The organism is Shewanella sp. ECSMB14102 (assembly GCF_000813075.1).
Classification (GTDB): Bacteria; Pseudomonadota; Gammaproteobacteria; order Enterobacterales; family Shewanellaceae; genus Shewanella; species Shewanella indica.
In genome coordinates, this window is the sequence record NZ_JWGX01000031.1 from 49,437 (window position 1) to 73,107 (window position 23,671).

Consider the following 23,671-nt stretch of genomic DNA (forward strand, 5'->3'; position numbering starts at 1 on the left):
CATGGGACGCGATTACGCCAATAGCAAACCCAAGCCCCGCAAGCCAGCCAAGCGAGGCGCTCGCAAGCAACCGCAGCCCAGGCAAGGCTTTCCTGTGCTGTTGCTTGTGGTGGTAGTGGCCGTGGTGGCCGGCTTTGGCTATTTCCTCTGGAGCCTGAAGAGCAGCGCCCCCGAGGCCGAAGTGGCTAAGCCTCAGCCACAGACTAAGCCGGTGCCACAGAAGAAAGACCCCAACGCCTTGCCGCCCAAGCCCAAAGAGGAGTGGACCTACCTCAAGGAGCTGGAAAACAAACAGGTAGAAGTGGATCTGCCGGAAGAGAGCAACAAGCCATCTCGCCCTTATCAGATGCAGTGCGGTTCCTTCCGGGTGCAATCCCAGGCCGACGAGATGAAAGCCGTGATCGCCTTCCAGGGGCTTGAAGCCCAGGTGCGCAAGGTGCAAGGCACCAGTGGTGTCTGGTACAAGGTGGTACTCGGCCCCTATGACAGCAAGCGCGATGCCGAGCGGCAGCGCCACGTGCTGCAAAGAGCCGGTCTCAACGGCTGTATGATCTGGTTCTGGGAAGATTAAACTCCCCTCCTCAATTTAAAGGCTGCAAACAATAAGATTTGCAGCCTTTTTGTTTTTCAGCACGAAAGCCGCTGCCGGGCACTTGATATTCCTGTCCCCAACCCCATATAGAAAACTATCACCTCATTAGTTGGCCTTGCTGTGCCCCCAATGGGCCGTTTCATGCAGCAGCCCCTGGGGATTTGACCCATGACGGACGCGCCGTCCGCCCGAGAAGAGGATCTATCGTGACCACTATCGTATCTGTACGCCGTAATAATCAGGTTGTTGTCGCCGGTGACGGCCAAGTGTCTCTGGGCAACACTGTGATGAAAGGCAATGCCCGCAAAGTACGCCGCCTGTACCACAATAAAGTATTGGCCGGTTTTGCCGGTGGCACCGCCGATGCCTTTACCCTGTTTGAACGCTTCGAGGCCAAACTGGAGATGCATCAGGGGCATTTGATGAAGTCGGCGGTCGAACTGGCCAAAGACTGGCGCAGTGACAGAGCCCTGAGAAAACTCGAAGCCATGTTGGTGGTGGCCGATCATGAAAGCTCACTGATCATCACAGGTAATGGCGATGTGGTGCAGCCGGAGCATGATCTTATCGCCATAGGCTCAGGTGGCAACTATGCCCAGGCCGCGGCGTTGGCGCTGCTGGAAAACACCGAACTGGGTGCCCGTGATATTGCCGAGAAGTCGCTGACCATAGCCGGCGATATCTGCGTATTTACCAACCAGTTCAAGACTATAGAAGAACTGAATTACTGATCCCGAGCGTGAGGAAGTATTATGTCTGAAATGACACCCCGCGAAATCGTCCACGAACTGGACGCGCACATCATAGGCCAACAGAAGGCCAAACGCTCTGTCGCAGTAGCCCTGCGTAACCGCTGGCGCCGCATGCAGCTGGATGCCGGCTTGCGCCAGGAAGTGACCCCGAAGAATATTCTGATGATAGGCCCAACCGGTGTCGGTAAGACAGAGATCGCCCGCCGTCTGGCCAAGCTGGCCAATGCGCCTTTCATCAAGGTTGAAGCGACCAAGTTCACCGAAGTGGGCTATGTGGGTAAGGAAGTGGAGCAGATCATCCGCGATCTCACCGACGCCGCGGTCAAACTGACCCGCGAGCAGCAGATGAAGAAGTGCCGCTCCCTCGCCGAAGAAGCCGCCGAGGAGCGGGTTCTCGATGCCCTGCTGCCCAAGCCAAAGAGTGAATGGGATCCGGAAACCGAGGACAAGTCCCACACCCGCCAGGTGTTCCGCAAGAAACTGCGTGAAGGCCAGTTGGACGACAAAGAGATCGAAATCGATGTCTCGGCGCCGCAAATTGGCGTCGAAATCATGTCGCCTCCCGGTATGGAAGAGATGACCAACCAGCTGCAGAGCCTGTTCCAGAACATGGGTCAGGGACAGAGCAAGCGCAAGAAACTCAAGATCAAGGATGCCTACAAGCAACTGGTCGAAGAGGAAGCCGCCAAGCTGGTCAACCAGGAAGATCTCAAAGAGCAGGCTATTGAGCTGGTCGAGCAGCACGGCATAGTGTTCCTCGATGAGATAGACAAAATCTGTAAGCGCGGCGAAACCTCAGGCCCGGATGTGTCCCGCGAAGGGGTACAGCGTGACCTTTTGCCGCTGGTGGAAGGCTGCACAGTCAACACCAAGCACGGCATGGTAAAGACAGACCACATTCTGTTTATCGCCTCCGGCGCCTTCCAGATGAGCAAGCCATCGGATCTGATCCCCGAACTGCAGGGCCGTCTGCCGATTCGGGTCGAGCTGGATGCCCTGACCGCCTCCGACTTCAAACGGATCCTCACCGAGCCCCACGCCTCGCTCACCGAGCAGTATGTGGCCTTGATGGGCACCGAAGGAGTCAGCATCGAATTTACCGAGTCGGGTATCGACCGTATCGCCCAGGCCGCCTGGCAAGTCAACGAGCGTACCGAAAACATTGGCGCCCGTCGGCTGCACACTGTGATGGAGCGGCTGATGGAAGACATCTCTTTCGAGGCCAGCGACAAGTCCGGCAGCAAGTTTGTTATCGATGCCGAATATGTCGATGCTCACCTGGACAACCTGGTTCAGGATGAAGATCTGAGTCGCTTCATTCTGTAAGCCGGTCTTAACACTGAAAACAAAAAAAGCCGCCTTAACTAAGGCGGCTTTCAATACAAACCAAATAGGTTACTTACCTTTTCCTTTGCGGCTTAACTCAGGGGTCACAGTGATAAGTTCAGAGCAGATATTGCTGCCAGCTTCACATACCTTGTATTCAAAGCTTTCGGCACTGCTGTTGAAACGTTCCTTATAGCTGCCTCTATCTCGGGTACTGTCGATCAGTTGACCATCACGATAAATGTCGATAGCTCGGGCTGACGAGCCATTCCAGTTCAAGTTGACATTCACCTTGCTACCGTCTGTACTGCCGGCACCACTGAGGCTGATAGCCGCGGCAACGCTCACCTGCTTGCTGATGCTGTGACTGGCGCCACTGTTGTCTGTCACTGTCAGCGTCACCTCATAGCTACCACCAGAGGCATAACTGTGGCTTGGATTGGCCAGTGATGAAATATTGCCATCACCGAAGTCCCAAGCCCAAGCGACCACAGCCCCATCATTATCACCGGAAGCATCGGCAAAGTTCACATCCAGATGATTCACCTGGAAGCTGAACTCTGCGCTTGGCAATTCATTCACAGGCGCAGCTTCCACTGTCAAAGTTACCAGGGCCACACCATTGGCAGCCTGGCTATCGGCTGCGCTGGCCGTCACTGTATGCTGCCCCACGCTCAGGCTGTTGGTGCTAAAGGACGCGCCTTGACCAATCAGGCCATCCAGATCGGATGTCCACTCCAGGGTATTAGCTACATCACCATCTTCCGCATCGTTGGCAGAGCCCATAAAGGCCACAGTGTCACCCTCAATAAAACTGCTGCCCCCCACTGGAGCGCTAATACCAACAACCGGAGCTGCGTTAACAGGTGTGCTACCAATACCGTCGTGGGTAAAAGTCAAACTCCATTTGTTCAGTCGACCTGCGTCACCGCTCCATTCATCCCTAATGACCAATTGCCAAATACCTGTAGCTACTTCTCCATTAAACTCAACAGGATAGAATGTTTTAATCAGATCGCGGTAGTTATCGTTCGGACCGCGCACATCGAAGATCTCAACCGTAGTACCGTTCGGAGACACCAAATGGATCAACAAGTCGTTGTTGAAGCCATGCATAATATCCACAAACAGGCTCATGTCCTTGATCTTCACACCAAGGGGAACATTAATCTCAGCTACCACACTTCCCATATCAGGGATGGATTGAACCCTGCTGTCCTCATAGGAAACAACGGTGCCGTCACTAACAATGTACAGAAAGAACTCACGGCTGCTCACCACACCTTGACTGTCAAAGGCTGTCACTGTGATCTGGTGAGTCCCCTGGCTCAAATCCGAGCGGGAGAAGTTTCCACCTGTGCCGATTTGACCATCGAGGCTGGAAGTCCACACCAGTGAGGCACGAACATCACCATCTTCTGAGTCGGTTGCATCAGCAACGAAATTGACTACATCACCCGGCAAATATAGAGCATTTTGCAGGTTAGCACCTATAGTCACTGTAGGAGGCAGATTGGTACCAGGCTGAGATCCACCTGTAACATCCATGCTCCAACTTTTGAGAGTACCGGTATCACGGAATCCTGAATCTGTGACGTGAAGAATCCAATCACCTAAAGCCTCTTCCAGATCAAAGTCTTCCACTGCATAACTGGCTACCAGGTTATCAGCACTGCCGCCGGTACGATTATGCAGGGTAACTGTGCGACCGCTGGGCGAAGTCAAAGTCACCAGCAAATCACCTATATAGGTATGTGCTATGTCCAGATTGACCACGAGGTCCGTCAATGTCAGGTTGATTGGTACATTGATTACGCTACTTACACCATCGGCATTGTCATCGGGGATCGCCAGCGGATTTTCATTGCTGTAGGTAGTGCTGAACGTACCGGCAGGATACACCAGCAGACTGACATCGATACTCTTGTGGATATCACCATCAACTGCATTAATAGTAATGATGTGATTGCCCAGGGTAGTATTGACATCTGTGGAGACTGTCATTGTGGTGCGACCATCGGCCGGTACTGTGTTACTGGAGAAGCTCACCGCTGCATTCAAGCCCGCTGGCACATCAGCACTGAAACTGGCATTGCCGTTATAGCCACCCACGGCGTTCATGTCGATATCAAAGGTCACAGACGAGTCTTGGTTCACAGTGCGACTGGCAGGACTCACCAGCAGATAATAACCAGGACCACCGGCACCGGCCATGTTCAAGGCACTCTCCAGGTTCAAGCGCTTACCTGTCACGGTTTTACCTTCCAATGCGGCAATGGGGTCACCGGAAGACATTAAGATATTCTTGACATCGGCCGTAGTCAGGGTTGGATCGGCGGCCAAAATCAAAGCGGCAGCCCCTGCCACATGGGGAGTCGCCATGGAAGTCCCGCTCAGGGTATTGTAATCACTCCCTGGAACAGTGGAATAAACATCCGAGCCTGGAGCCCCCATATCAACCGTATTAAGCCCCCACTGAGAGAAGTAAGACATTTCATCATCGCGAGTAGTAGAGGCAATGGCCATCACATTGGGTACATCATGGTTGGCGGGCCAGCTGTCATTGACATCATTATCAATCGCATCATTACCGGCCGCGGCGACAAACAGAATATCGGCATTATTGGCTGCCGTAATAGCATCTTCCAAAGCTTGGCTGAATGAGCCACCGCCCCAGGAGTTGTTCAACACTCGGATATTTACGCCACGGTTTTTCAAATCAACCATGTAATCAATACACTGAATACCATCTGCCGTGGTACCACCTTGGTTACCCAGGAAAGAGCAACCTACCATGGCAGTATTCCAGTTGACCCCAACCACTCCCGAGCCATTATTGCCGGTCGCCCCTATGGTTCCCGCAACATGAGTACCATGGTAATGGGTATCCTGCGGATTGCCGTTATCATTAATGGCTGAAATACCGTGAATATCATCAATATAACCGTTGCCATCGTCGTCGATACCGTTATTGGGGACCTCATTGGGATTCACCCAAATATTGTCTCGCAGATCCGGGTGAGTGTAGTCAAAACCTGTATCTATCACCCCAACGACTACCTCTCGCGAGCCCATTTCCATCTCCCAGGCCTGCTCCGCATTGATTTTTGGCATACCCCACAACTGGCCGTAGCTTGGATCGTTGGGGATAACCGAAGGATAAAATCTGTGGTTGAGTTCAGCGTATTCGATGTGGGGGTTGTGCTTGAGCCGTTCCACCATAGCGCGGGCATCCAGCCCCCGGGGAACTGTCAATTCAGCCAGTCGACCCTTGGCAATATGGCGAAATCGATCATCAACGCCATCATGGTTTTTATCTTTGAATGAAGAACCGAATTGAGCCATTAACTGCTTACGGTCCGCTTTCTTTGCGGTTTCTTTGAATTTAACAATAACAGAGGCATTATCGAAGTCTTGTTTGGGTTCCAGTTTCTTGGCGGCAAGTGACGGAACCGTCACTGCCATCAGGGAAGTAGAGAGCATGGCCAAAGTCAATCGGCTCAAGCGAGTATGCGGCTTTCTCATTTGTAGTCTCCTGTGATTAAGAGTGCTCGCTATAATCGTTATGTATGCGAACACATACAATCTAGACACGAAACAAACAAAATTCAAACAAAAAAGAAACTTTTTTAACAATAGCGTTCTTACACCATCACTCCAAGCAAAGTGGATCCTCAGCAGCAAAAACTAGCTGAGTCTCACCAGGGTAAAAAACTGAAGAACGCTAAGATCCGCTTAAAAACAGCAAGGAATGTTATGAAGTGTATCTAAAGAAATACAATTTGATGGCAGGTATATTTAGCAGGAACAAGAAGTTAACAGGGCCAAACGAGTTCGAATCTCGCCCCGCCCATTGGACTATCGCCGACACGAATTTGCCCCCGACTATTTTCGGCCAATCGTCGGGCGATGGCCAACCCCAAGCCTATACCGCCGGTGGCACGGGTGCGACTGGGATCGAGACGGATGAAAGGTTCAAAAATCCGTTCTCTTTCTGAAGTCGGCACCCCGGGACCATCATCGTCCACTATGATATTCACCTGCCCTTGTTCAAGCTGACAACTGAGCCGAACCTCTTGATGGCAGTGTCGCAATGCATTGGATAGCAAGTTGTTTATTGCCCATTCCAAATGCTTCTTACTGGCAATGACAGATATTTCAGGATCGACTGGCGTTAAGGTGATCTTTTTCTCGGGGAACAAGGGATGCTGCCTTACCACCAAAGTTTGCAATAATGGCGCCAGCGACAAAGACTCTGTTGGCGCTCGCCTCGGACTGCCTTCGGCTTTAATCAGCTTGACGATTTCACGGATCAGCTCATCCAACTCTTCCAGGCCCCGCAGTACCCTGTCTTCCAATTGCGGCCTTTCGTCCACCTCGGCTTCGATGAGCATATCAAAAGCCAGTTGCACCCTGGCCAGTGGCGCCCTGAACTCGTGCGCCACTGCCTGCATTAGATCGCTTTGCATCTTTATCGAACGTTGCAAGGCTTGATTTACCCGCGATTGACTATGACGACCATAGAGCAGCAGCAGAATAGCCGCAGCCGCTACCAGCGCCACGATCCAAAGATTGCGGGTAAACTTTTGTTGTTTGATAACCTCTTGTTGCAAGGCTTTCTCGCCTTCCAGCAAAGTGATTTGTCGCTGGCGTTTTTCATCTTCAAATGAACTGCGCAGCCATGCCAGACGCTCACTGGAGTTGGCATTAAAAAGCGCATCATTGATACTTTTAAACTCTTTATGGTTTAACAACGCCTGGCGATAATTACCTTTACGTTCATGTATTTTTGACAAGAGTTCATAGGTATCTCTGAGCTGACCACGATCGCCACTGGCAAGCGCCAATTGCAATGCCTGCTCGGCTCTTTCACGGGCAATATCCACATCGTTGGTCGCCAAAAAATAATCAGCGAGACTCAGCCTTCCCTGGGCTTGCAAGGCGACCAGCCCCAATCGGTCGGCTGTAGCCAGGCCTCGCTCCAGATAACGCCGGGCAATAGGATACTCGCCCATGTCCAAGGAAAGCTTACCAAGACTCATTAAAGCCGTGGCAGTGACATTACCGTCTTTAAGCTCTTCACCATAGATCAGAGCTTGTTTCATGGCAGCCTTGGCCGCCACCTTTCTATTCAATTTTTGCTGCACTGTCCCGAGAGCTGTCAGCGCCTGTGCCATTCCGGTCTTGTCATCCAAGGCCTCGAATCCCTGCAGTCCCAATTGCAACTGCGCCATAGCCTCCTGCAAATCACCTATGTGCTCATAAGTGATCCCCATATTGTGATGCAATTCCGCCACGCCTGACTTATCATCCAACTGCTCCCTGATCCTCAAAGACTCCTGTTGATTTGCCAGCGCTTCACCAAAATCGCCCAAAGTCGCATGAATACCTGCAATATTATTCAACGCCAGCGCCAATGCTCTTGAGTCGTCCAGTCCTCTATGTAGATCCCTGGCCTTGGTAAAACACTCCAGTGCCAACTGATATTCAGCCTTATCACTGTAGATAAGACCCATATTGTTGTAGGTGGTCGCTTCAAAAGAACTGTTTTTCAGGCTATTGGCAACTGTAAGCGCTCTCTGATAATAGGTTAGAGCCTTATCCAACTGACTCTGACGCCAATAAATCAGACCGGCGACATTGAGCGGTACCACCAAGATCTCAGCTTGCTGCTGCTCCTCGGCCAAAGTCAACGCAGCTTCGCCAAAGTCCGCAGCCTCGGCAAACTCCCCCAACATCATTTTCGCCCAGGCCAGATTACTGAGCGCCATCACCTCGGAACCTGGGTCAGGCTCAATTTCCAGTAGTCGCAGAGCCTGTGTACTGTAGTCTATGGTTTTGATTGGGTCTTGATGGCGTGAGGCGGCAGCCAAATCAAGCAGTTCGAGGATTTGACTATGCTCATCCGAGACCAAAGATGAACGTTCCGCTTCCTGACAAGATGGCAGCAATATCAGCAGTAACAATCCCAAGAGCCAGGGCATTAACGCCCCAGAACGGCCTTGAAATCTGGAAACTACCAAGAAGACTTTCATCTTAACTCAGGGTCAGTACGTAGCCTTGACCACGTATCGTTTTAATTAGGGAGGGTTCTTTGGGATCATCATCCATCTTGCGTCGCAGATGAGAAATTCGAAGATCTATAGTGCGCGGTGTGCTGTCATAACCCAGCTCTTTAAAGTGTTCGCAAATAGCATCCCGCGCGAGAGTCCGGCCAGCATGTTTGCTCAAAAGCCACAGCAGTTCAAACTCGGCCAGGGTAAGTTCAAGATCTTGGTTATTCAAACTTGCAGTCCGCTCCAGCTTGTCCAGACGCAAACCATTGACAGCCAAATGGGTCTCACTCTGATTTGCTCTTGGTTCCTGAACTTGGCTTTCTTGTCGTTCCGAGCGGCGCAGCAAGCTGCGAATACGCGCCAACAGCACCCGGGAACGAACCGGCTTGGCAATATAGTCATCCGCTCCGGTTTCAAGCCCGGCAACTTCATCAATATCATCCCCTAACCCGGTTAACATCAGGATGGGGCCGGGATAACGACTACGAACTTCGCGACAGATAGAAAGTCCATCCATCTCTGGCAGCATGACATCCAACACCACCAATCGGGGGCGTTCGTCAATAATGCGTCTGGCGGCATTTACACCATTGGCTTCGGTTCGGACCTCAAAGCCATTCTTGGTCAAAAAGCCACTCAGCAGCTCTGTTAATTCCTGATCGTCATCAACCAACAGGATAAATTCACTCAAATCCATGATGTCACATCCCCGAAAGCTATGAATTTGATTGTATGTAATTATGTACAAAATTCAAACTTTGTATCTCAAGTGTGATTAATGCTTCTCAGGGGAAGGGCCCAAAAAACGGTCCGAGGGCAACTCCAGATACAAAGTTCAGCTTGGCACAAAATCCAAAGGTGACAACCTGGGGTGTCAGCATCAAGCCGAGCAAAGGCAGATTTTAAACAGGCACAGTAGCCAAACTTTGCCTCAAACCCGGTAATTCTTTATCATCCCCTCCTTTGCCCAAGCTGGAACCCAAGCAATGAAACTGACTCTGCTGACTCAAGAGCTATACAGCAAGCTCTACCGGGATATTCACGAATTCCGAACCACCTTCGATCTGCCGGTCGACTCTCCTGAGACCCTAGATGCCAAGGCAGACACTCTGCACACCTCACTTATCAGCGAAGAGCTGACCGAACTGGCCGAAGCCGACGACAAGGTTGAACAGGCCGACGCCATAGTCGACAGCGTGTATGTATTGATGGGACGCTTGGTGCACTTGGGCTGCACCCAAGTCGGGGAGCGACTGGAGATCAGCTACCTGATAGATCTGCTGCTGCAGGTTGCCGCCAACAAAGCTATCGACTTTGAGCCCTGCTGGGATGAAGTGCATGCCAGCAACATGAGCAAGGTGTGCCGCAATGAGCAAGAACTGGCCGACACCGTGGCCCACTATGCCAAGCAAGGGGTGGAAATTGTCGGTAGCCGTCAGGGTGACTTCCTGATAGCCAAGTGCGCCAAAGATGTGGAAATGACCGGCAAAACAGTGCGCCAGGGCAAGGTGCTCAAGTCTGTCTATTATCGTCCAGCCAACCTCAAGGTTCTGGTGTAACGCTCGGCGTTCAATCCTAAACTGGCACTCGCCTTTGGGGAACCAAACAGGTTCCCAACCGCTCGCCCACAAAAGCAGACTCCAGGTCTGCTTTTTCAGCGTTCAAAACTGTGAGTGCTTCATCGTTAGAACTTCACCAAGGTCCCTTTCAGCGCCACCCCGGCCATGATAGCCCCGGCACCACACTCATATTCAGTTTCGCTGGCAAACTCACGCTTCTTGTAATAGGACTGGATATTGACCACAGCGTCCATCCCCTCACGCTCGGCGCGCTCCTGCAACGCCTTTAGGGCACTCAACATCACCCACTCACAAGCTTCGCGATCTGACTTGCCAAAGGCATTGGTCTTTTTATTGGTGATCACCTCGCCATAGCTCTTGCTGATCTCCGGATGCGCCTGAGTGGCAAAATACAGTGGCACATCGTAAAGGGCTTCTTTGGCCTTCTCGGTCTGCAGCAGTTCCTGCACCGGATATTGGGCTATGGTATCTCGCGCCGCGGCGTTGGCACTGACCATTAGGGCCAGCAGCGCCAGAGCAAGTGATTTTTTCATCTATATCTCCCTTTTGCGGCTCTACGCCGCAGTCAAAGCTTTGATTGCAGTCCATCTTAAGATAGGGTCACTCCACCGGTTGCAGGAGTGACTAATTCGCAATGATACAACCAGTTACATACACTAGACCAGAAAAAGCTCAAGCCCTGATAAAGGCCGCCATCAACTCACGGGTCAAGTCGGCGGCGGGAATTTCCCGACATCCCTCCGGATTCTGACCACACCAGAGCGGGCTGAAGTCACAGCAGTCGCGTGCTTCTGCCGCGGCGCGCAGCGGCGCAATGGCATTGGCCGCCAGTGGAAAGTCCGGCGCTTGCCCCAAAGGCCCCAACTCACGCATCAAACGGGTCATTATGCCCCTGGCCGGACGGCCACTGTAGAGATTGGTCAGTGCCGTATGGCGATTCATTTGCGGATCTTTCAGCGCTTGGCGATGCAGTTCACTGATCTCGGCCTCCGGGCACAGGAGATAGGCCGTACCCACCTGCACCCCGGCCGCCCCTAAAGCCATGGCCGCCTGCACTCCGGCGGCGTCGGCAATACCACCGGCGGCAATCACGGGCACCTTCACCGCCTGTACCAGGCGCGGTAACAGGGCAAAAGTACCGCTATGCTCAGTCAAGTCATCACTGAGGAAATGGCCTCTGTGACCACCGGCTTCCAATCCCTGGGCTATGATGGCATCCACGCCTCTGGATTCGAGCCATTTGGCCTCAGCGACGCTGGTTGCCGAGGCAATCACCTTGGTGCCCCAACTCTTGACCCTGAGCATCAGTTCGGTGGAGGGAAGCCCGAAATGAAAACTCACCACTTCGGGACGAAAGGGTTCTATAACCGCGGCAACCTTGGCATCGAAGGGACGCCGCTCAGCACCGCCGCCGAGTTCTTCGACCTCGAATTCACGGTAATAAGGCGCCAGTTGCTGCAGCCAGGTACGCAAACGCTCGGGTTGTTCCTCGGGTGGCTTATGGCAAAAGAAGTTAAGGTTCAGCGGCCGGTCACTCTGACGCCTGAAGCTTTCTATTGCCAGCTTGAGTTTGTCATGGGATAACATGGCGCAGGGAATGGAGCCAAGCGCACCGGCAGAAGCGACCGCCAAAGCCAGCGGCACTCCCTGAGCACCGGCCATAGGTGCTTGAATAAGCGGTAATTCAATACCAAAGAGTTGTTCTATCAACATACCAAGACTCCTTCTTGCTTCAGTCCTCAGCAGCACCTCTTGCCGCTGCTTGGTTTACTAACCCGGCTGTTCAGACTAACGGTTGGCAGTGGTTTGCACCAGCAAAAACGCCGCGAGAATCGCGGCGTTGATAGTCAAACTCAATGTCGTTCAGAGCAGGTAATCCATCCCCAAGGCGACAAACAAAGCCATACCCGCCCAGTTGTTGTTGAGAAACGCCTTGAAGCAGGGTGCCCGCTGCCTGTCATAAATCAGCTTCTGCTGATAAAGTCCAAAGCCGATAAAGGCCAGTAGCCCTACCAGATAAAGGGCTCCTCGCTCGGCCACATAACCTGCAGTCATAAAGCAGGCCAGCGCCGCCAGCTGAAACAGGCCGATGATCTGCCTGTCGTAACGGCCGAACAGAATCGCGGTGGACTTGATCCCCACCTTGAGATCATCGTCCCTGTCCACCATGGCATACATGGTGTCGTAGGCTACAGTCCAGAACCAGTTAGCGGCAAATAGCCACCAGGCTTCGACAGGGACTTCACCTGTCTGGGCGGCATAAGCCATGGGGATCGACCAACTCCACACTGTGCCGAGGAACATCTGCGGCATATTGGTGTAGCGTTTGGTGAAGGGATAGATGATAGTCAGCAGCATACCGACAAGGGAGAGCTTCACCACCAGAGGGTTAAGCAGCAACACCAGACCAAAGGCAAACAGCCCCATGACGACAAACAAGCCCAGCGCTTCTTTGACTGTGACCTCGCCACTGGCCAAAGGTCTGGCCTTGGTGCGCTCGACATAGGTGTCCAATTCACGGTCTGCATAGTCGTTGATGATGCAGCCGCAGGCGCGCATCACAAACACACCTATGATAAAGATGATCAACACCTTGAGATCCGGTAAGCCCCCGGCCGCCAACCACAGCGCCATTAAACAGGGCCACAACAGCAGAAAAGTCCCTATGGGTCTGTCCAGTCGCGACAGACGGGCATAGACGTCAATTTTTTCCCTCAAGTTCATCGGTAGGCTCTCCAACACATCTCAGCCTTAAATTTGCCAAGCATTATGACTCAGCAACAGTGTGATTGACACCGCAAAACGCGAATTTTCCTATGCGGGCTGTCAGCACGCGGTTAACTTGGCGTAGGCCACCACCAACCACTTACTGCCGAAGTCATCAAAATTCACCTGCACCCTGGCCTGTGCGCCCTGGCCTTCAAAATTGGTCACTATCCCCTCACCGAATTTGGGATGCAGCACCCGTTGGCCGACATTGAAGCCCGTGTCGTTGAAGCTGCTTTGCGACTTGCTGAACCTGTTATTGGCCATGGGGGTGGCCACCTGCGCCTTGAGACGAATTTCCTGCAGGTACTGAGGCGGGATCTCCTTGATAAAGCGCGACGGCCGTGAATAGTTTTCACGGCCATAGATGCGGCGCGACTCGGCATAGGTGATATACAGCTGCTGCATGGCGCGGGTCATGCCCACGTAACACAGGCGCCGCTCTTCTTCCAAACGATCGCCCTCTTCCAGCGACAACTGACTGGGAAACAGCCCTTCTTCAACACCGGCCATAAACACCAGCGGGAACTCCAGCCCCTTGGCCGAGTGCAGCGTCATCAACTGCACCGCATCTGTGTGGGCATCAGCCTGGCCTTCTCCCGCCTCCAGCGCCGCATGGGATAAGAAGGCGTTCAACTCCCCCATGTCCACCAGCTCTTCCGGCACTTCGAAGGTGCGCGCCGCGGTGACCAGTTCCTCGAGGTTTTCCACTCTGGCCTGGGCCTTTTCGCCCTTTTCCTGTTCATACATGGCCTTGAGCCCGGAATCCTGGATCACTCTATCCGCTTGGCGATAGAGAGGCAGCTCTTCGGTGTCACTGCGCAGCTGCACTATCAAGTCCATAAAGCCACGCACCGCATTGGCGGCGCGGCCTGCCAAGACCTTCTCTTCCAACAAACGGACGCAGGCCTGCCACAGAGTGAGTTGCTGCTGCCGGGCTGTGGTTCTGAGAATATCCAGGGTGCGATCGCCTATACCTCTGGCGGGAGTGTTGACCACCCGCTCGAAGGCGGCATCATCATCGCGGTTGGCAATCAGACGCAGGTACCCCATGGCATCCTTGATCTCCTGACGCTCGAAGAAGCGCAAACCGCCATAGATACGATAAGCCAGCCCCTTGTGCAGCAAGGCCTCTTCCAATACCCGTGATTGAGCATTACTGCGATAGAGGATGGCGCAGTCACTGAGACTGCCGCCCTTGTCCTGCCAGTCGCCAATGCGGCCTATGATGAAGCGGGCTTCATCCATCTCATTGAAGGCACAATAAACTGAGATGGGTTCACCATCGACATCTTCGGTCCACAACTGTTTACCCAGCCGATCCGGGTTGTTGGCGATAAGTTCGTTGGAGGCCTTGAGAATATTGCCGCTGGAGCGGTAGTTTTGCTCCAGGCGAATGGTTTCAGCATTGGGAAAGTCCTGCAAAAACTTGTGCAGATTTTCCACTTGGGCGCCGCGCCAGCCATAGATGGACTGGTCATCGTCGCCCACTATCATCACATTGGCGCTCTTGCCTGCCAGTACTCTGATCCAGGCATATTGAATGGCGTTGGTGTCCTGAAACTCATCCACCAGAATATTGCGGAATCTATCCTGATAGTGGGCCAGAATATGTTCCTTGTTGAGAAACAGCTCGTGAGCCCGCAAGAGTATCTCGGCAAAATCCACCAGCCCGGCACGATCACAGGATTCCTGATACACCTGATAGATTTGAATCAGCCTCTGTTCCATGGGGAAAATCCCACCATCAAGATGCTTCGGGCGTAAACCTTCATCCTTTTTACCATTAATATAACTGGCCACCATCCGCGGCGGATACTGCTTCTCATCCAAATTCAGGCTCTTGAGAATACGCTTGAGCAAGCGCAGCTGATCATCCGAGTCGAGGATCTGAAAATTCTGCGGCAGGCCAGCATCCTGCCAGTGAGTACGCAGCAGACGATGGGCCAGACCATGAAAGGTACCAATCCACATGCGGCCCATATGGTTGCCGACTATCTTCTCCAGCCGCTCCCGCATCTCGGCGGCCGCCTTATTGGTAAAGGTCACCGCCATAATGGAGTACGGGCTCTGGTTTTCCACCTGCAGCAGCCAGGCAATCCTGTGAGTCAGTACCCGGGTCTTGCCGCTACCGGCTCCGGCGAGCACCAGCATGCTCGATTGAGGTGCGGCTACCGCCTCACGCTGCTTGTCATTCAGGCCATCCAATAAAGAAGATACGTCCATTCGCGCCTCCACAAAAACGAGCGCGCATTATAGCAGGAAAGACCCATTGCTCCTACGCGCCTTGGCAGGCTACTGATAGAACCGGACTCAAGGTAAGAGGGCAAAACAGAGTCGGCTTCATCGGTATTTCCCCTACTTTGTTCAAAAACAAAATACAGTCTCAAAAGTTCATATTAAATCATTACTAAATAACGACTTAATAATATTAACAATCAAAAATACTAAAAGTTAAAACATTTACCTATTAAATTGCCACAACTCACAGTTTATAACAGAGCAAAGACCTAGGATCTTGAAACATTCACTATATTTTTCATGCATTTGTTTGGGAGCCGGGTTTTGAACCAAGCCATCTTTTCCAATCTTTCTTTGCGCAAGTTGTTAATCACCTTGTTTGCTGCGCTTTTAGCACTGTTTTGCCTGTCATTGGGCACCATTGGCTATCACCTAGAGGAGGTGAAAAGCCAAATAAGCCTGCTGGAACGTGAGTACCACAGCAATGATCAGGCCGCCTCTTTACTGCAACTGGTATCCGGCCTCAGACGGGAACAGCTGGGTTACAGCTTGAGACGGGTACTGAATGCTCCCATGAGTGAGGAGTCACGTCAGTACCTTCAAGATCAGACTCTGGCGATCAACTCGGCATTACAGCAACTTAAACAGGGTGCCGGACAAGATACCCTGGTGCAGCTGCACAAGCTGGATGCGCCGCTGCAGGCCTTTATGGGACTGCATAAGCAGTTTTTGGCTCAAGACAGCAACGACCTTGCGGAAAACACCGCCAACATGCTGACCTCCATGGAATCCTGGCATATTTACAACAATGTCGAGACCGAGCTCAAAGCCTTGATGGAGCTGGAAACCAATAAGGTCAGCTCTGCCAGAAGCGCCAGTGAACAGGCGATTCAATCCCTCAGCAGCAGTCTGGTTATCGTCTTCTGTCTCTTTGTAACCCTGGCACTGGGAGCCGGCTGGTTCCTGCTGCGACGAATCTTTATCCCCCTTGGCGCCACCACGCAAGTGCTGGAAAAAATCGCTTCGGGCGATCTCGCCAGCGCCATCCCGATGGAGAAATTCAGCGGCAGCGAATTCAAACATTTGGCAGAAACTCTGGGACAGATGCGTACCACATTGCATGAAATGATCTCCCAGATAGGCGCCGCCTCGGTACAACTGGCTGCGGCTGTGGAGGAGATGACTGCTGTCGCCGCTGAATCTGCCGAGGAGATGCAACAGCAGCGCTCTGAGGTCGATCAGGTAGCCACCGCTATGACAGAGCTACAGAGCTCGATTGCCGACATCTCCCGCAACACCACACAAACCGCCGATCAAGCCAACCAAGGGGTGCAAGCCACCACTGAAGGCCAGCAAGTGGTAATGCAAACTCTGGATACCATTCAAAGTTCAGATGCAGAAATCACCGCCGCCAGCGAAGTGATAAATCAATTACAGAAAGACTCAGACTCCATAGCCATGGTGCTGGAAGTGATCGCCCAGATAACGGACCAGACCAACCTGTTGGCCCTCAATGCCGCCATCGAAGCTGCCAGGGCCGGTGAAGCCGGCAGAGGCTTTGCAGTAGTGGCCGATGAAGTACGCACCCTCGCCAGCCGCACCCAAAGCTCGGCGCTGGAAATCAAAGGCACTATAGAGCAGCTGCAACAAAGGGCTCAACATGCCAATGAAGTGATGCAAAAGAGCCGTGAGCGGATGCAAGGCAGTGTCCGCTGTGCCAATGAGGCCAGTGATGCGATTGAAAGGATTAGTGCCGCCATCAGTATCATCAACGATATGGCGATTCAGGTGGCCAGTGCCACCGAACAACAGACAGCGGTTACCGGCGAGTTGGGGGTCAACATCACCAATATCAGTGATGCCGCCTCCAGGGTGTCAATGGGAACAGGGCAGGTATCTCAATCCAGCCAGGAGCTGAGTCAGTTAGCCCACAATCTGGCGCATTTGATCAGCCGTTTTCGCACCTAAAATGAGATCTTTGTCACAATCAAGCGGCCACAACGGCCGCATGATAATACCATTCCGACTTGGAGAGACTGACTATGGGATATTCAATCAAAGACTTGGTATATAACGGTGAAACTCATGGAGTACACAACTGGTCAACCCTGGAAGGCAGCCAGTTTTACTGGCATCCGGATTGGCTACATATCGCCGAGGATTTAACCGGCCACAAAGCCACAGCCCATATTCAAGCCAAAGCTGCCAAGGCTAGCCATGAAGAGGCGAAGGCCACCATAGTCCAGCACCTCAACGACAAAAAGTAATCTCTAAAATAACCTAAATAAGCCTCCACTGCGGAGGCTTATCTATTTTTGGGCTAGTGCCCGGACGCTATTGCCTTGCGGGCAAGATTATCCACCCATGCTGGAGCAATAAGGCGAACAAAACGTCCCAGACGACCACGCCAGGAGGTAATTAGCATCCTGCCCCGCCCGGCTATGACAGGCAGCATCATCTGCGCGCATTCTTCGGCAGTCATGATCTTGCTCTCCGCCATGGGAGAAGTCCCGAGTGGCTTACCCTCACCATCCAGCGCCCGCCGATGGATCTCGGAAACCACAAAGTCAGGGCAGATCACTGTCACTGCAATACCATCCTCGGCCAATTCGATACGCAGAGAGTCAAAGAACCCCACTACAGCATGTTTGGAAGCAGCATAACCACTGCGGGTTGGCACCCCAGTGAGACCAGCCACGGAAGCCACCACGACCACTTGCCCTTGGGAAGCCTTCAGATGCGGCAGCGCCGCATGGGTCAGCCAGGCAGGTCCCAAATAATTGACCCGCATCAGCTGTTCAAGAATATCCAGTTGCTTGAGTTCATCGAAGCGGCTCCACATGGTCATGCCGGCATTATTAATCAATATATCCAGCCGACCAAAGCGCTCGATTACCGTGGCTATCAAGGCTTCACAGTCCTGTTGTCGCCCGACATCACCACAGACCACCAGCGCCGCACCGCCGACCGATTCGACCTCCATCGCCAGGGTACGTAATCTGGGTTCGTTGCGGGCACTGAGCACCAGTTGTCCACCGAGTGGTGCCAATGCCAGCGTCAGCGCCCGTCCAATACCTTCCGAGGCACCGGTAATCACTATGACCTTATTAGCGAGTCCTTCCATCTACAGTCCATTGTCAGTCGAAGTTATCAGGCTAAGCTCGCATACTCCTCTTGCAAGTGCAATCCCTGCAACTGCTGCTCATGAGCCTTCTGCCACTGATAAAATTGCTCCAGAGGTTTGGGGCGCCCTATGGCGTAACCCTGAGCATAATCAACCCCTATCTCCAACAGCTTGTCCACTATTTCCTGGTTTTCGACAAACTCGGCGACAGTTTCTATCCCCATGACCCGGCACACATCATGAATGGATTTAACTATCGCATAATCTTTGGCATTGCTGGCCAGATGACGAACGAAGCAACCATCTATCTTGACATAATCCACCGGAAGTTCCCGCAAGTAACCGTAAGAAGCAAAGCCACTGCCAAAATCATCCAGGGCGAAGGCAAATCCCAAGCGGCGCAATTGGTTGAGCATTTCCATCGCCCGGGTTCGGTTCTGGATAGCACTGGTTTCTGTAATCTCAAAGCAGACACAGGAGCTGGGAATACCATAACGCCCCTGCATCTCGGCGATATAGTCCAGCATGCCCTCGCTGCCCAGACTATTACCCGAGAGGTTGATAGAGATACTGATCTCAGGCCACAGCTGCGGATGCTCAGAGAGCCACAGGAAAGCCTTGCGGATCACTTCCCGGTCGACATCGGGCATTAACTTGAAGCGTTCCGCCGCCGCAATAAACTGGGCCGGAGGCAAGATTCGGCCACTGTTGTCGCGGATCCGCAGCAAGATCTCCAACCTTTGACGGCGACAACAACCATTGAGTCCTTTAATTGGCTGAAAATAGAGCAATAACTCTTTGTCTTCTATGGCTCTGGCAATACGCACAGCCCACTTGGGGGCATTGCGCTCATTAGCCAGCTCTTTATTGCGATCATCAAAGAAGTGAATTTGATTACTGCCCTTGCGCTTGGCCGCCAGACAAGCGATATCGGCATCCTTGAGCAGTTCGGCCGGGGCCATGCAAGGGCCTCGATGGAAGGCCACACCACTGCTGACACCCACCCGGTAATGGGCACCGCCGCAAGGCAATACCTGCAAACAAACTTGCTTCACCAACTGCTTCAAAAGCTTGGCGACTTCAAGAGCACTGCGGTTACGGACAGCCAAGCCAAACTCATCACCACCGAGTCTGGCCAACATTTCATCGCCCTGCAAGCAGGATTCTATGGCTCTGGCAACCATCACCAACATCTGATCGCCGGCGTCATGACCACAGTTATCATTAATAAGCTTGAACTGCTCCAAATCCAGATAACAAAGCGCCAGGGTATCGGCGCCTTCGGCAAAGCCGGGCAAGCGTTCCTCAAAGGCGCTACGATTATAAAGCCCGGTAATACCATCGACACTGGCCTTCAACCTGAGTTGCTGTTTGAGGGTTTCTTCTTGGGTAATGTCCCGCAGCACTGTCACCGCACCTATCACTTTACCTTTGTGGTTACAGAGATTGCTCACAGCCCGTTCCATAATCCTCGGCTGCTGCATCTGCAGAGTGACCTTACTGTACTCGGGCTGTCGGTTACCACTGGACATAAAGGCGAGTAACTCTTCATCCAGTTGATCGTCACTCTTGAGTAGAGAATCCAGCGTTCGCCCCAATGCCTGTTGACTGCGCAGCCCAAGCAGGCATTCAGCCTGCGGATTAAGGTAGATAACCTTGGCCTTATTGTTGGTGAGGATTACCGCTTCGGCAATGGATTCAAGGGTGATACGGGAACGTTCGTTTTGCTGAAATATCCGCAACAACAAGTTGTTGATCCTGTCAGCCAACACCTTGAATTCAGCGCCGCCGCAACCACTAATATGGGTATAACGCCTGGCGCTGGGATCTATCTCCTTAAGCTCTGTCATCAGTCGGTCGAAAGGTTTTAGCAACCCGCGTCGTAACCACAAATAACCGATGGCGACCATCAGCATGCCACCGAGCAATAGCAGCATCACCACAAGTAAACTCTGCCACTCCAGACGTTCAAAGGCATCGCTCTGTTGTCTGATCTGTAATACAAAAGGCTCGTCCAACAGTGTCGGTACGGGAACTTGACTGAAAAGCTTAAGATGCTGCCCTATACTCACAGGCTGTCGCAGCGGAACCAAGGTCACAGATTGGATAAGATTGGTCTGCCCAAGACTCTGCAGGTGCACAGGGGTCAGCAAACGAGTGACGATCAAAGCCTCGTCATCGTCAAAACGATAGAAGCCAATCTGCAGCGGTTGACCATTGACGACAGCAGCGCCAAACGCTTCTTTATCCAAAGCAGCAAACATATCGGCAGGAGGAACTTTTTGCTCAAGCACCCGGGTCTTGCCGTTGGCCAGCGCCGTTACCTTGCCCTGATGTAGATGAAACAGACTGATATTGGATGACTGTAACCCCTCAACCCAACCGGCTAACAATGAATCTGACGGCATTTCGAGAATGGGGACATAGAGACGCGCCAGCTGCAGCAGACGCCGGGACTCTCGGGTAAACTGTTGTTCAATACCGACATACTCATGTTCCAGCGTTTGCTGCCGGAACTGACCCAGACTGTATTCAAACCAAAAATTCAAACAGTAGGCGACCACAAGCAGGGCCGGAATACAGAACCCCAGAATGAACACGCCTATTTTTTTGCCAATGTGCATCTTAAACCACGGCTGATTGTGATCGGATATCAAGAGTGACCGAACTCCGGCAGGCAACATACCTCATTTAATGACCGGTTAAAACTCTTGACTGGCATCATCGCCAGTTTGCCGCCCTTTGCCCGCGACAAACTGCACCAGCTTGCCCTGACTCTTACAGGCTTGTGTTGATTTGGCGCAGGAAAAAAGAGATAGATACGTGCTTTGGAGCACAATTTGTCAAATTGAAAATATCAATGGTAAGGAACTAAATCTGTATTCCGGGTAATTCAGCATGGGTTCCTGTCCACCGCAGAATCAGGTTAGTCCTCCCCCTAAGACACAGCCACTCAGTCGCATTAATGTTATCCAAGGGTGCAAGCCCGGACAACATGTTATTGTTTTAACATTAAAAAGGCCCGCACTGCGGGCCTTTTTAATAAACGAATACTAACTTACTTATGGTACTGGGCAGACAGCTCATGTACCGACTTAACGAAGGCACCGGCATGCTCAGGATCCACGTGCTGGTGGATACCATGACCCAGGTTGAATACATGGCCTGTACCTTGACCATAGCTGGCCAGGATCTGCGCCACTTCTTCATGAATACGCTCAGGCGATGCGTACAGAGTCGAAGGATCCATATTGCCCTGCAGGGCAACCTTATCGCCGACACGCTTACGGGCATCGCCTATGTCTATGGTCCAATCCAGCCCCAGGGCATCACAACCTGTCTCAGCCATAGCTTCAAGCCACAGACCACCGCCCTTGGTAAACAGAGTCACAGGAACCTGACGACCTTCGGCATGACGGTTCAAACCATCGATGATCTTCTGCATATAACGCAGGGAGAATTCGCGATAAGCCGCATGTGACAGCGCCCCACCCCAAGAGTCAAAGATCATCACGGCTTGTGCACCATTGGCGATCTGGGCGTTCAGATAAAGGGTCACTGAGTCGGCCAGCTTGTCCAGCAACATGTGCAATGCTGCAGGCTCGGCATACATCATCCGCTTGATCTTTTCGAAGGCCTTGCTGGAACCACCTTCAACCATATAGGTAGCCAGTGTCCAAGGTGAACCAGAAAAACCTATCAGCGGTACTTCGCCCTTAAGTTCGCGGCGAATGGTGCTAACGGCTTTCATCACATAACCGAGCTCATCTTCCGGATCCGGAATAGCCAGTTTCTTGATGGCGTCAATGGTATCGGTTGGGCGTTCAAAGCGAGGCCCCTCACCTGCTTCAAAATACAGGCCCAAACCCATGGCATCAGGCACAGTCAAAATATCGGAAAACAGGATTGCCGCATCCAATTCAAAACGACGCAGCGGCTGCAGGGTAACTTCACAAGCCAGCTCGGCATTACGGCACAGCGCCATAAAGTCACCGGCCTCGGCGCGGGTAGCGCGATATTCTGGCAGATAGCGGCCAGCCTGGCGCATCATCCAAACTGGTGTAACATCAACAGGTTGCTTGAGCAGCGCACGTAAATAACGATCGTTTTTTAATTCTGCCATTGGGCTTATTCCTACTCCGATTGAGATCTGCTGGTTCGCTAGTTTAGCATTTGCGGCTGCATTGTAACCTGTGTCTGAGTATTTATGTGACCAGAGGCATGGATAAATACCATTCCGGAGAAGAGTTTGACCCCATCCAAGCTTTATTGGGCAACTGAAATGGACAAATTTATGACCGAATTGACGATAGAGACTAACGACTCGGCCACCACAGACTTAATGCGCCGCGAGACACGGCAACGCAATTGCGCCAGCTCACATTTTTACAACAAAAGTATAAAGATCCAGGCGTCAGCCGAACGTCTTATGACAGAAAAAAGTTGCACAGGTTCCCACCCTTTGGTATAAAAAGTCTGCGCTAGCAAGAACAATCAAGAAGCTCGTCACATCGAGCCCGTTAAAACTTTCCTCGCCCAGCTGTAGTTTCTACCGCTGGGCTTTTTATTTTCCAATCCGCATCCGGATACACAATTTAACATTTGAGTTGTTTTTGTATACAAAACAACTGGTTTGTCCATGAGTAAAAAAACCATTTACACGCCGAAAAGAGTTGATCACTGGTTAACTTGTCACCTAAATTAGGTACAGGTGCGGCGATAAGGATGAGAAGATCATGCTGAAACAACTTGAACAGGCCGAGCAAAAATGGGGCGGAGCCAATGCTTTGGTGGATCAATGGTTGAATAACCGCAGGAAATTGCTGGTTTATTACTGCAAATTAGCCGGACTGGCCCCCTATGAAAACCGTGACAAGTCCCTGCCCTGCGTCGATCAGGTTCGCGGCTTCTGTAATCTGTTGGTGGATTACGTTTCAGAAGGTCATTTCGAGGTCTTCAATAGAGTCGTCGATGCCTGTGACGAACAAGGGCAATCGAACAAGGCACTGGCACAGCAATTACTGCCCAAGATTGTCGAGACGACAGATCAAGCTCTGGACTTCAGTGATAAATACTCCGAGCTGGAAAGCGACGATCTACTCTATCAACTGGATAAAGATCTCGCCGAATTGGTGCACGCCCTGGAGACCCGCTTCCAGTTGGAAGATAGAATGTTGGAAGTGCTGCACAATAAAAAATCAGCACCGACAATCAACTGATACCGTAACGAGTCT

The 23,671-nt window shown here is 52.2% G+C and carries 17 protein-coding genes; 7 read left to right on the plus strand and 10 right to left on the minus strand.

From position 1 onward, the window contains the following. The first annotated feature begins 1 nt into the window (after nt 1). The 3 genes from RC73_RS11845 to hslU all read left to right on the plus strand — a co-directional run bounded on the left by RC73_RS11845 (nt 2) and on the right by hslU (nt 2,670). Nucleotides 2-571: an SPOR domain-containing protein gene (locus RC73_RS11845; RefSeq protein ID WP_039034831.1), complete on the plus strand. Its 570-nt coding sequence runs from the start codon at nt 2-4 to the stop codon at nt 569-571. Nucleotides 572-798: 227 nt separating this feature from the next. Beyond that, nucleotides 799-1,323 (plus strand): ATP-dependent protease subunit HslV, encoded by a 525-nt coding sequence (gene hslV / locus RC73_RS11850; RefSeq protein ID WP_025009255.1) that lies wholly within the window; start codon nt 799-801, stop codon nt 1,321-1,323. A gap of 21 nt (nt 1,324-1,344) precedes the next feature. After that, nucleotides 1,345-2,670: an HslU--HslV peptidase ATPase subunit gene (gene hslU, locus RC73_RS11855; protein ID WP_039034832.1), complete on the plus strand. Its 1,326-nt coding sequence runs from the start codon at nt 1,345-1,347 to the stop codon at nt 2,668-2,670. Between the two features lie 69 nt (nt 2,671-2,739). Here hslU and RC73_RS19895 read toward each other — a convergent pair whose 3' ends face one another. The 3 genes from RC73_RS19895 to RC73_RS11870 all read right to left on the minus strand — a co-directional run bounded on the left by RC73_RS19895 (nt 2,740) and on the right by RC73_RS11870 (nt 9,423). Continuing rightward, nucleotides 2,740-6,195, minus strand: coding sequence for a S8 family serine peptidase (locus tag RC73_RS19895; RefSeq protein WP_052248163.1), 3,456 nt, complete (start codon nt 6,193-6,195; stop codon nt 2,740-2,742). A 290-nt stretch (nt 6,196-6,485) separates the two neighbouring features. After that, complete coding sequence (locus RC73_RS11865; protein ID WP_160289574.1) at nt 6,486-8,654, minus strand: tetratricopeptide repeat protein; 2,169 nt, start codon at nt 8,652-8,654, stop codon at nt 6,486-6,488. Between the two features lie 52 nt (nt 8,655-8,706). Further along, nucleotides 8,707-9,423, minus strand: coding sequence for a response regulator transcription factor (locus tag RC73_RS11870; RefSeq protein ID WP_039034834.1), 717 nt, complete (start codon nt 9,421-9,423; stop codon nt 8,707-8,709). 289 nt (nt 9,424-9,712) lie between these two features. On the opposite strand from RC73_RS11870, the gene RC73_RS11875 reads away from it, so the two are divergent. Next, a complete protein-coding gene (locus RC73_RS11875; RefSeq protein WP_039034835.1) occupies nt 9,713-10,285 on the plus strand; it encodes a nucleoside triphosphate pyrophosphohydrolase family protein in 573 nt (190 codons plus the stop codon). Between the two features lie 125 nt (nt 10,286-10,410). Here RC73_RS11875 and RC73_RS11880 read toward each other — a convergent pair whose 3' ends face one another. The 4 genes from RC73_RS11880 to uvrD form a co-directional block, all read right to left on the minus strand. Next, nucleotides 10,411-10,839: a hypothetical protein gene (locus tag RC73_RS11880; RefSeq protein WP_025009251.1), complete on the minus strand. Its 429-nt coding sequence runs from the start codon at nt 10,837-10,839 to the stop codon at nt 10,411-10,413. Nucleotides 10,840-10,978: 139 nt separating this feature from the next. Next, nucleotides 10,979-12,019 (minus strand): NAD(P)H-dependent flavin oxidoreductase, encoded by a 1,041-nt coding sequence (locus tag RC73_RS11885; RefSeq protein ID WP_039034836.1) that lies wholly within the window; start codon nt 12,017-12,019, stop codon nt 10,979-10,981. A 150-nt stretch (nt 12,020-12,169) separates the two neighbouring features. Beyond that, nucleotides 12,170-13,030: a 4-hydroxybenzoate octaprenyltransferase gene (gene ubiA, locus RC73_RS11890; protein WP_039034837.1), complete on the minus strand. Its 861-nt coding sequence runs from the start codon at nt 13,028-13,030 to the stop codon at nt 12,170-12,172. Nucleotides 13,031-13,132: 102 nt separating this feature from the next. Next, entirely contained in the window at nt 13,133-15,298 is a 2,166-nt protein-coding gene (gene uvrD / locus RC73_RS11895; RefSeq protein WP_039034838.1) for a DNA helicase II, read from the minus strand. Between the two features lie 339 nt (nt 15,299-15,637). Between uvrD and RC73_RS11900 the strand changes: the two genes are divergently transcribed. Continuing rightward, a complete protein-coding gene (locus tag RC73_RS11900; RefSeq protein ID WP_233962916.1) occupies nt 15,638-17,281 on the plus strand; it encodes a methyl-accepting chemotaxis protein in 1,644 nt (547 codons plus the stop codon). A gap of 74 nt (nt 17,282-17,355) precedes the next feature. Next, nucleotides 17,356-17,580 (plus strand): hypothetical protein, encoded by a 225-nt coding sequence (locus RC73_RS11905; protein WP_039034839.1) that lies wholly within the window; start codon nt 17,356-17,358, stop codon nt 17,578-17,580. A 53-nt stretch (nt 17,581-17,633) separates the two neighbouring features. Here RC73_RS11905 and RC73_RS11910 read toward each other — a convergent pair whose 3' ends face one another. From RC73_RS11910 to hemE, 3 genes are all read right to left on the minus strand, one after another. Continuing rightward, entirely contained in the window at nt 17,634-18,437 is an 804-nt protein-coding gene (locus RC73_RS11910; protein WP_039034840.1) for an SDR family oxidoreductase, read from the minus strand. A gap of 26 nt (nt 18,438-18,463) precedes the next feature. Then, entirely contained in the window at nt 18,464-21,061 is a 2,598-nt protein-coding gene (locus RC73_RS11915; protein ID WP_052248169.1) for a putative bifunctional diguanylate cyclase/phosphodiesterase, read from the minus strand. 434 nt (nt 21,062-21,495) lie between these two features. Next, entirely contained in the window at nt 21,496-22,560 is a 1,065-nt protein-coding gene (hemE, locus tag RC73_RS11920) for a uroporphyrinogen decarboxylase (protein ID WP_039034841.1), read from the minus strand. A 613-nt stretch (nt 22,561-23,173) separates the two neighbouring features. Between hemE and RC73_RS11925 the strand changes: the two genes are divergently transcribed. Beyond that, a complete protein-coding gene (locus tag RC73_RS11925; RefSeq protein WP_039034842.1) occupies nt 23,174-23,656 on the plus strand; it encodes an Rsd/AlgQ family anti-sigma factor in 483 nt (160 codons plus the stop codon). Nucleotides 23,657-23,671: the final 15 nt, after the last annotated feature.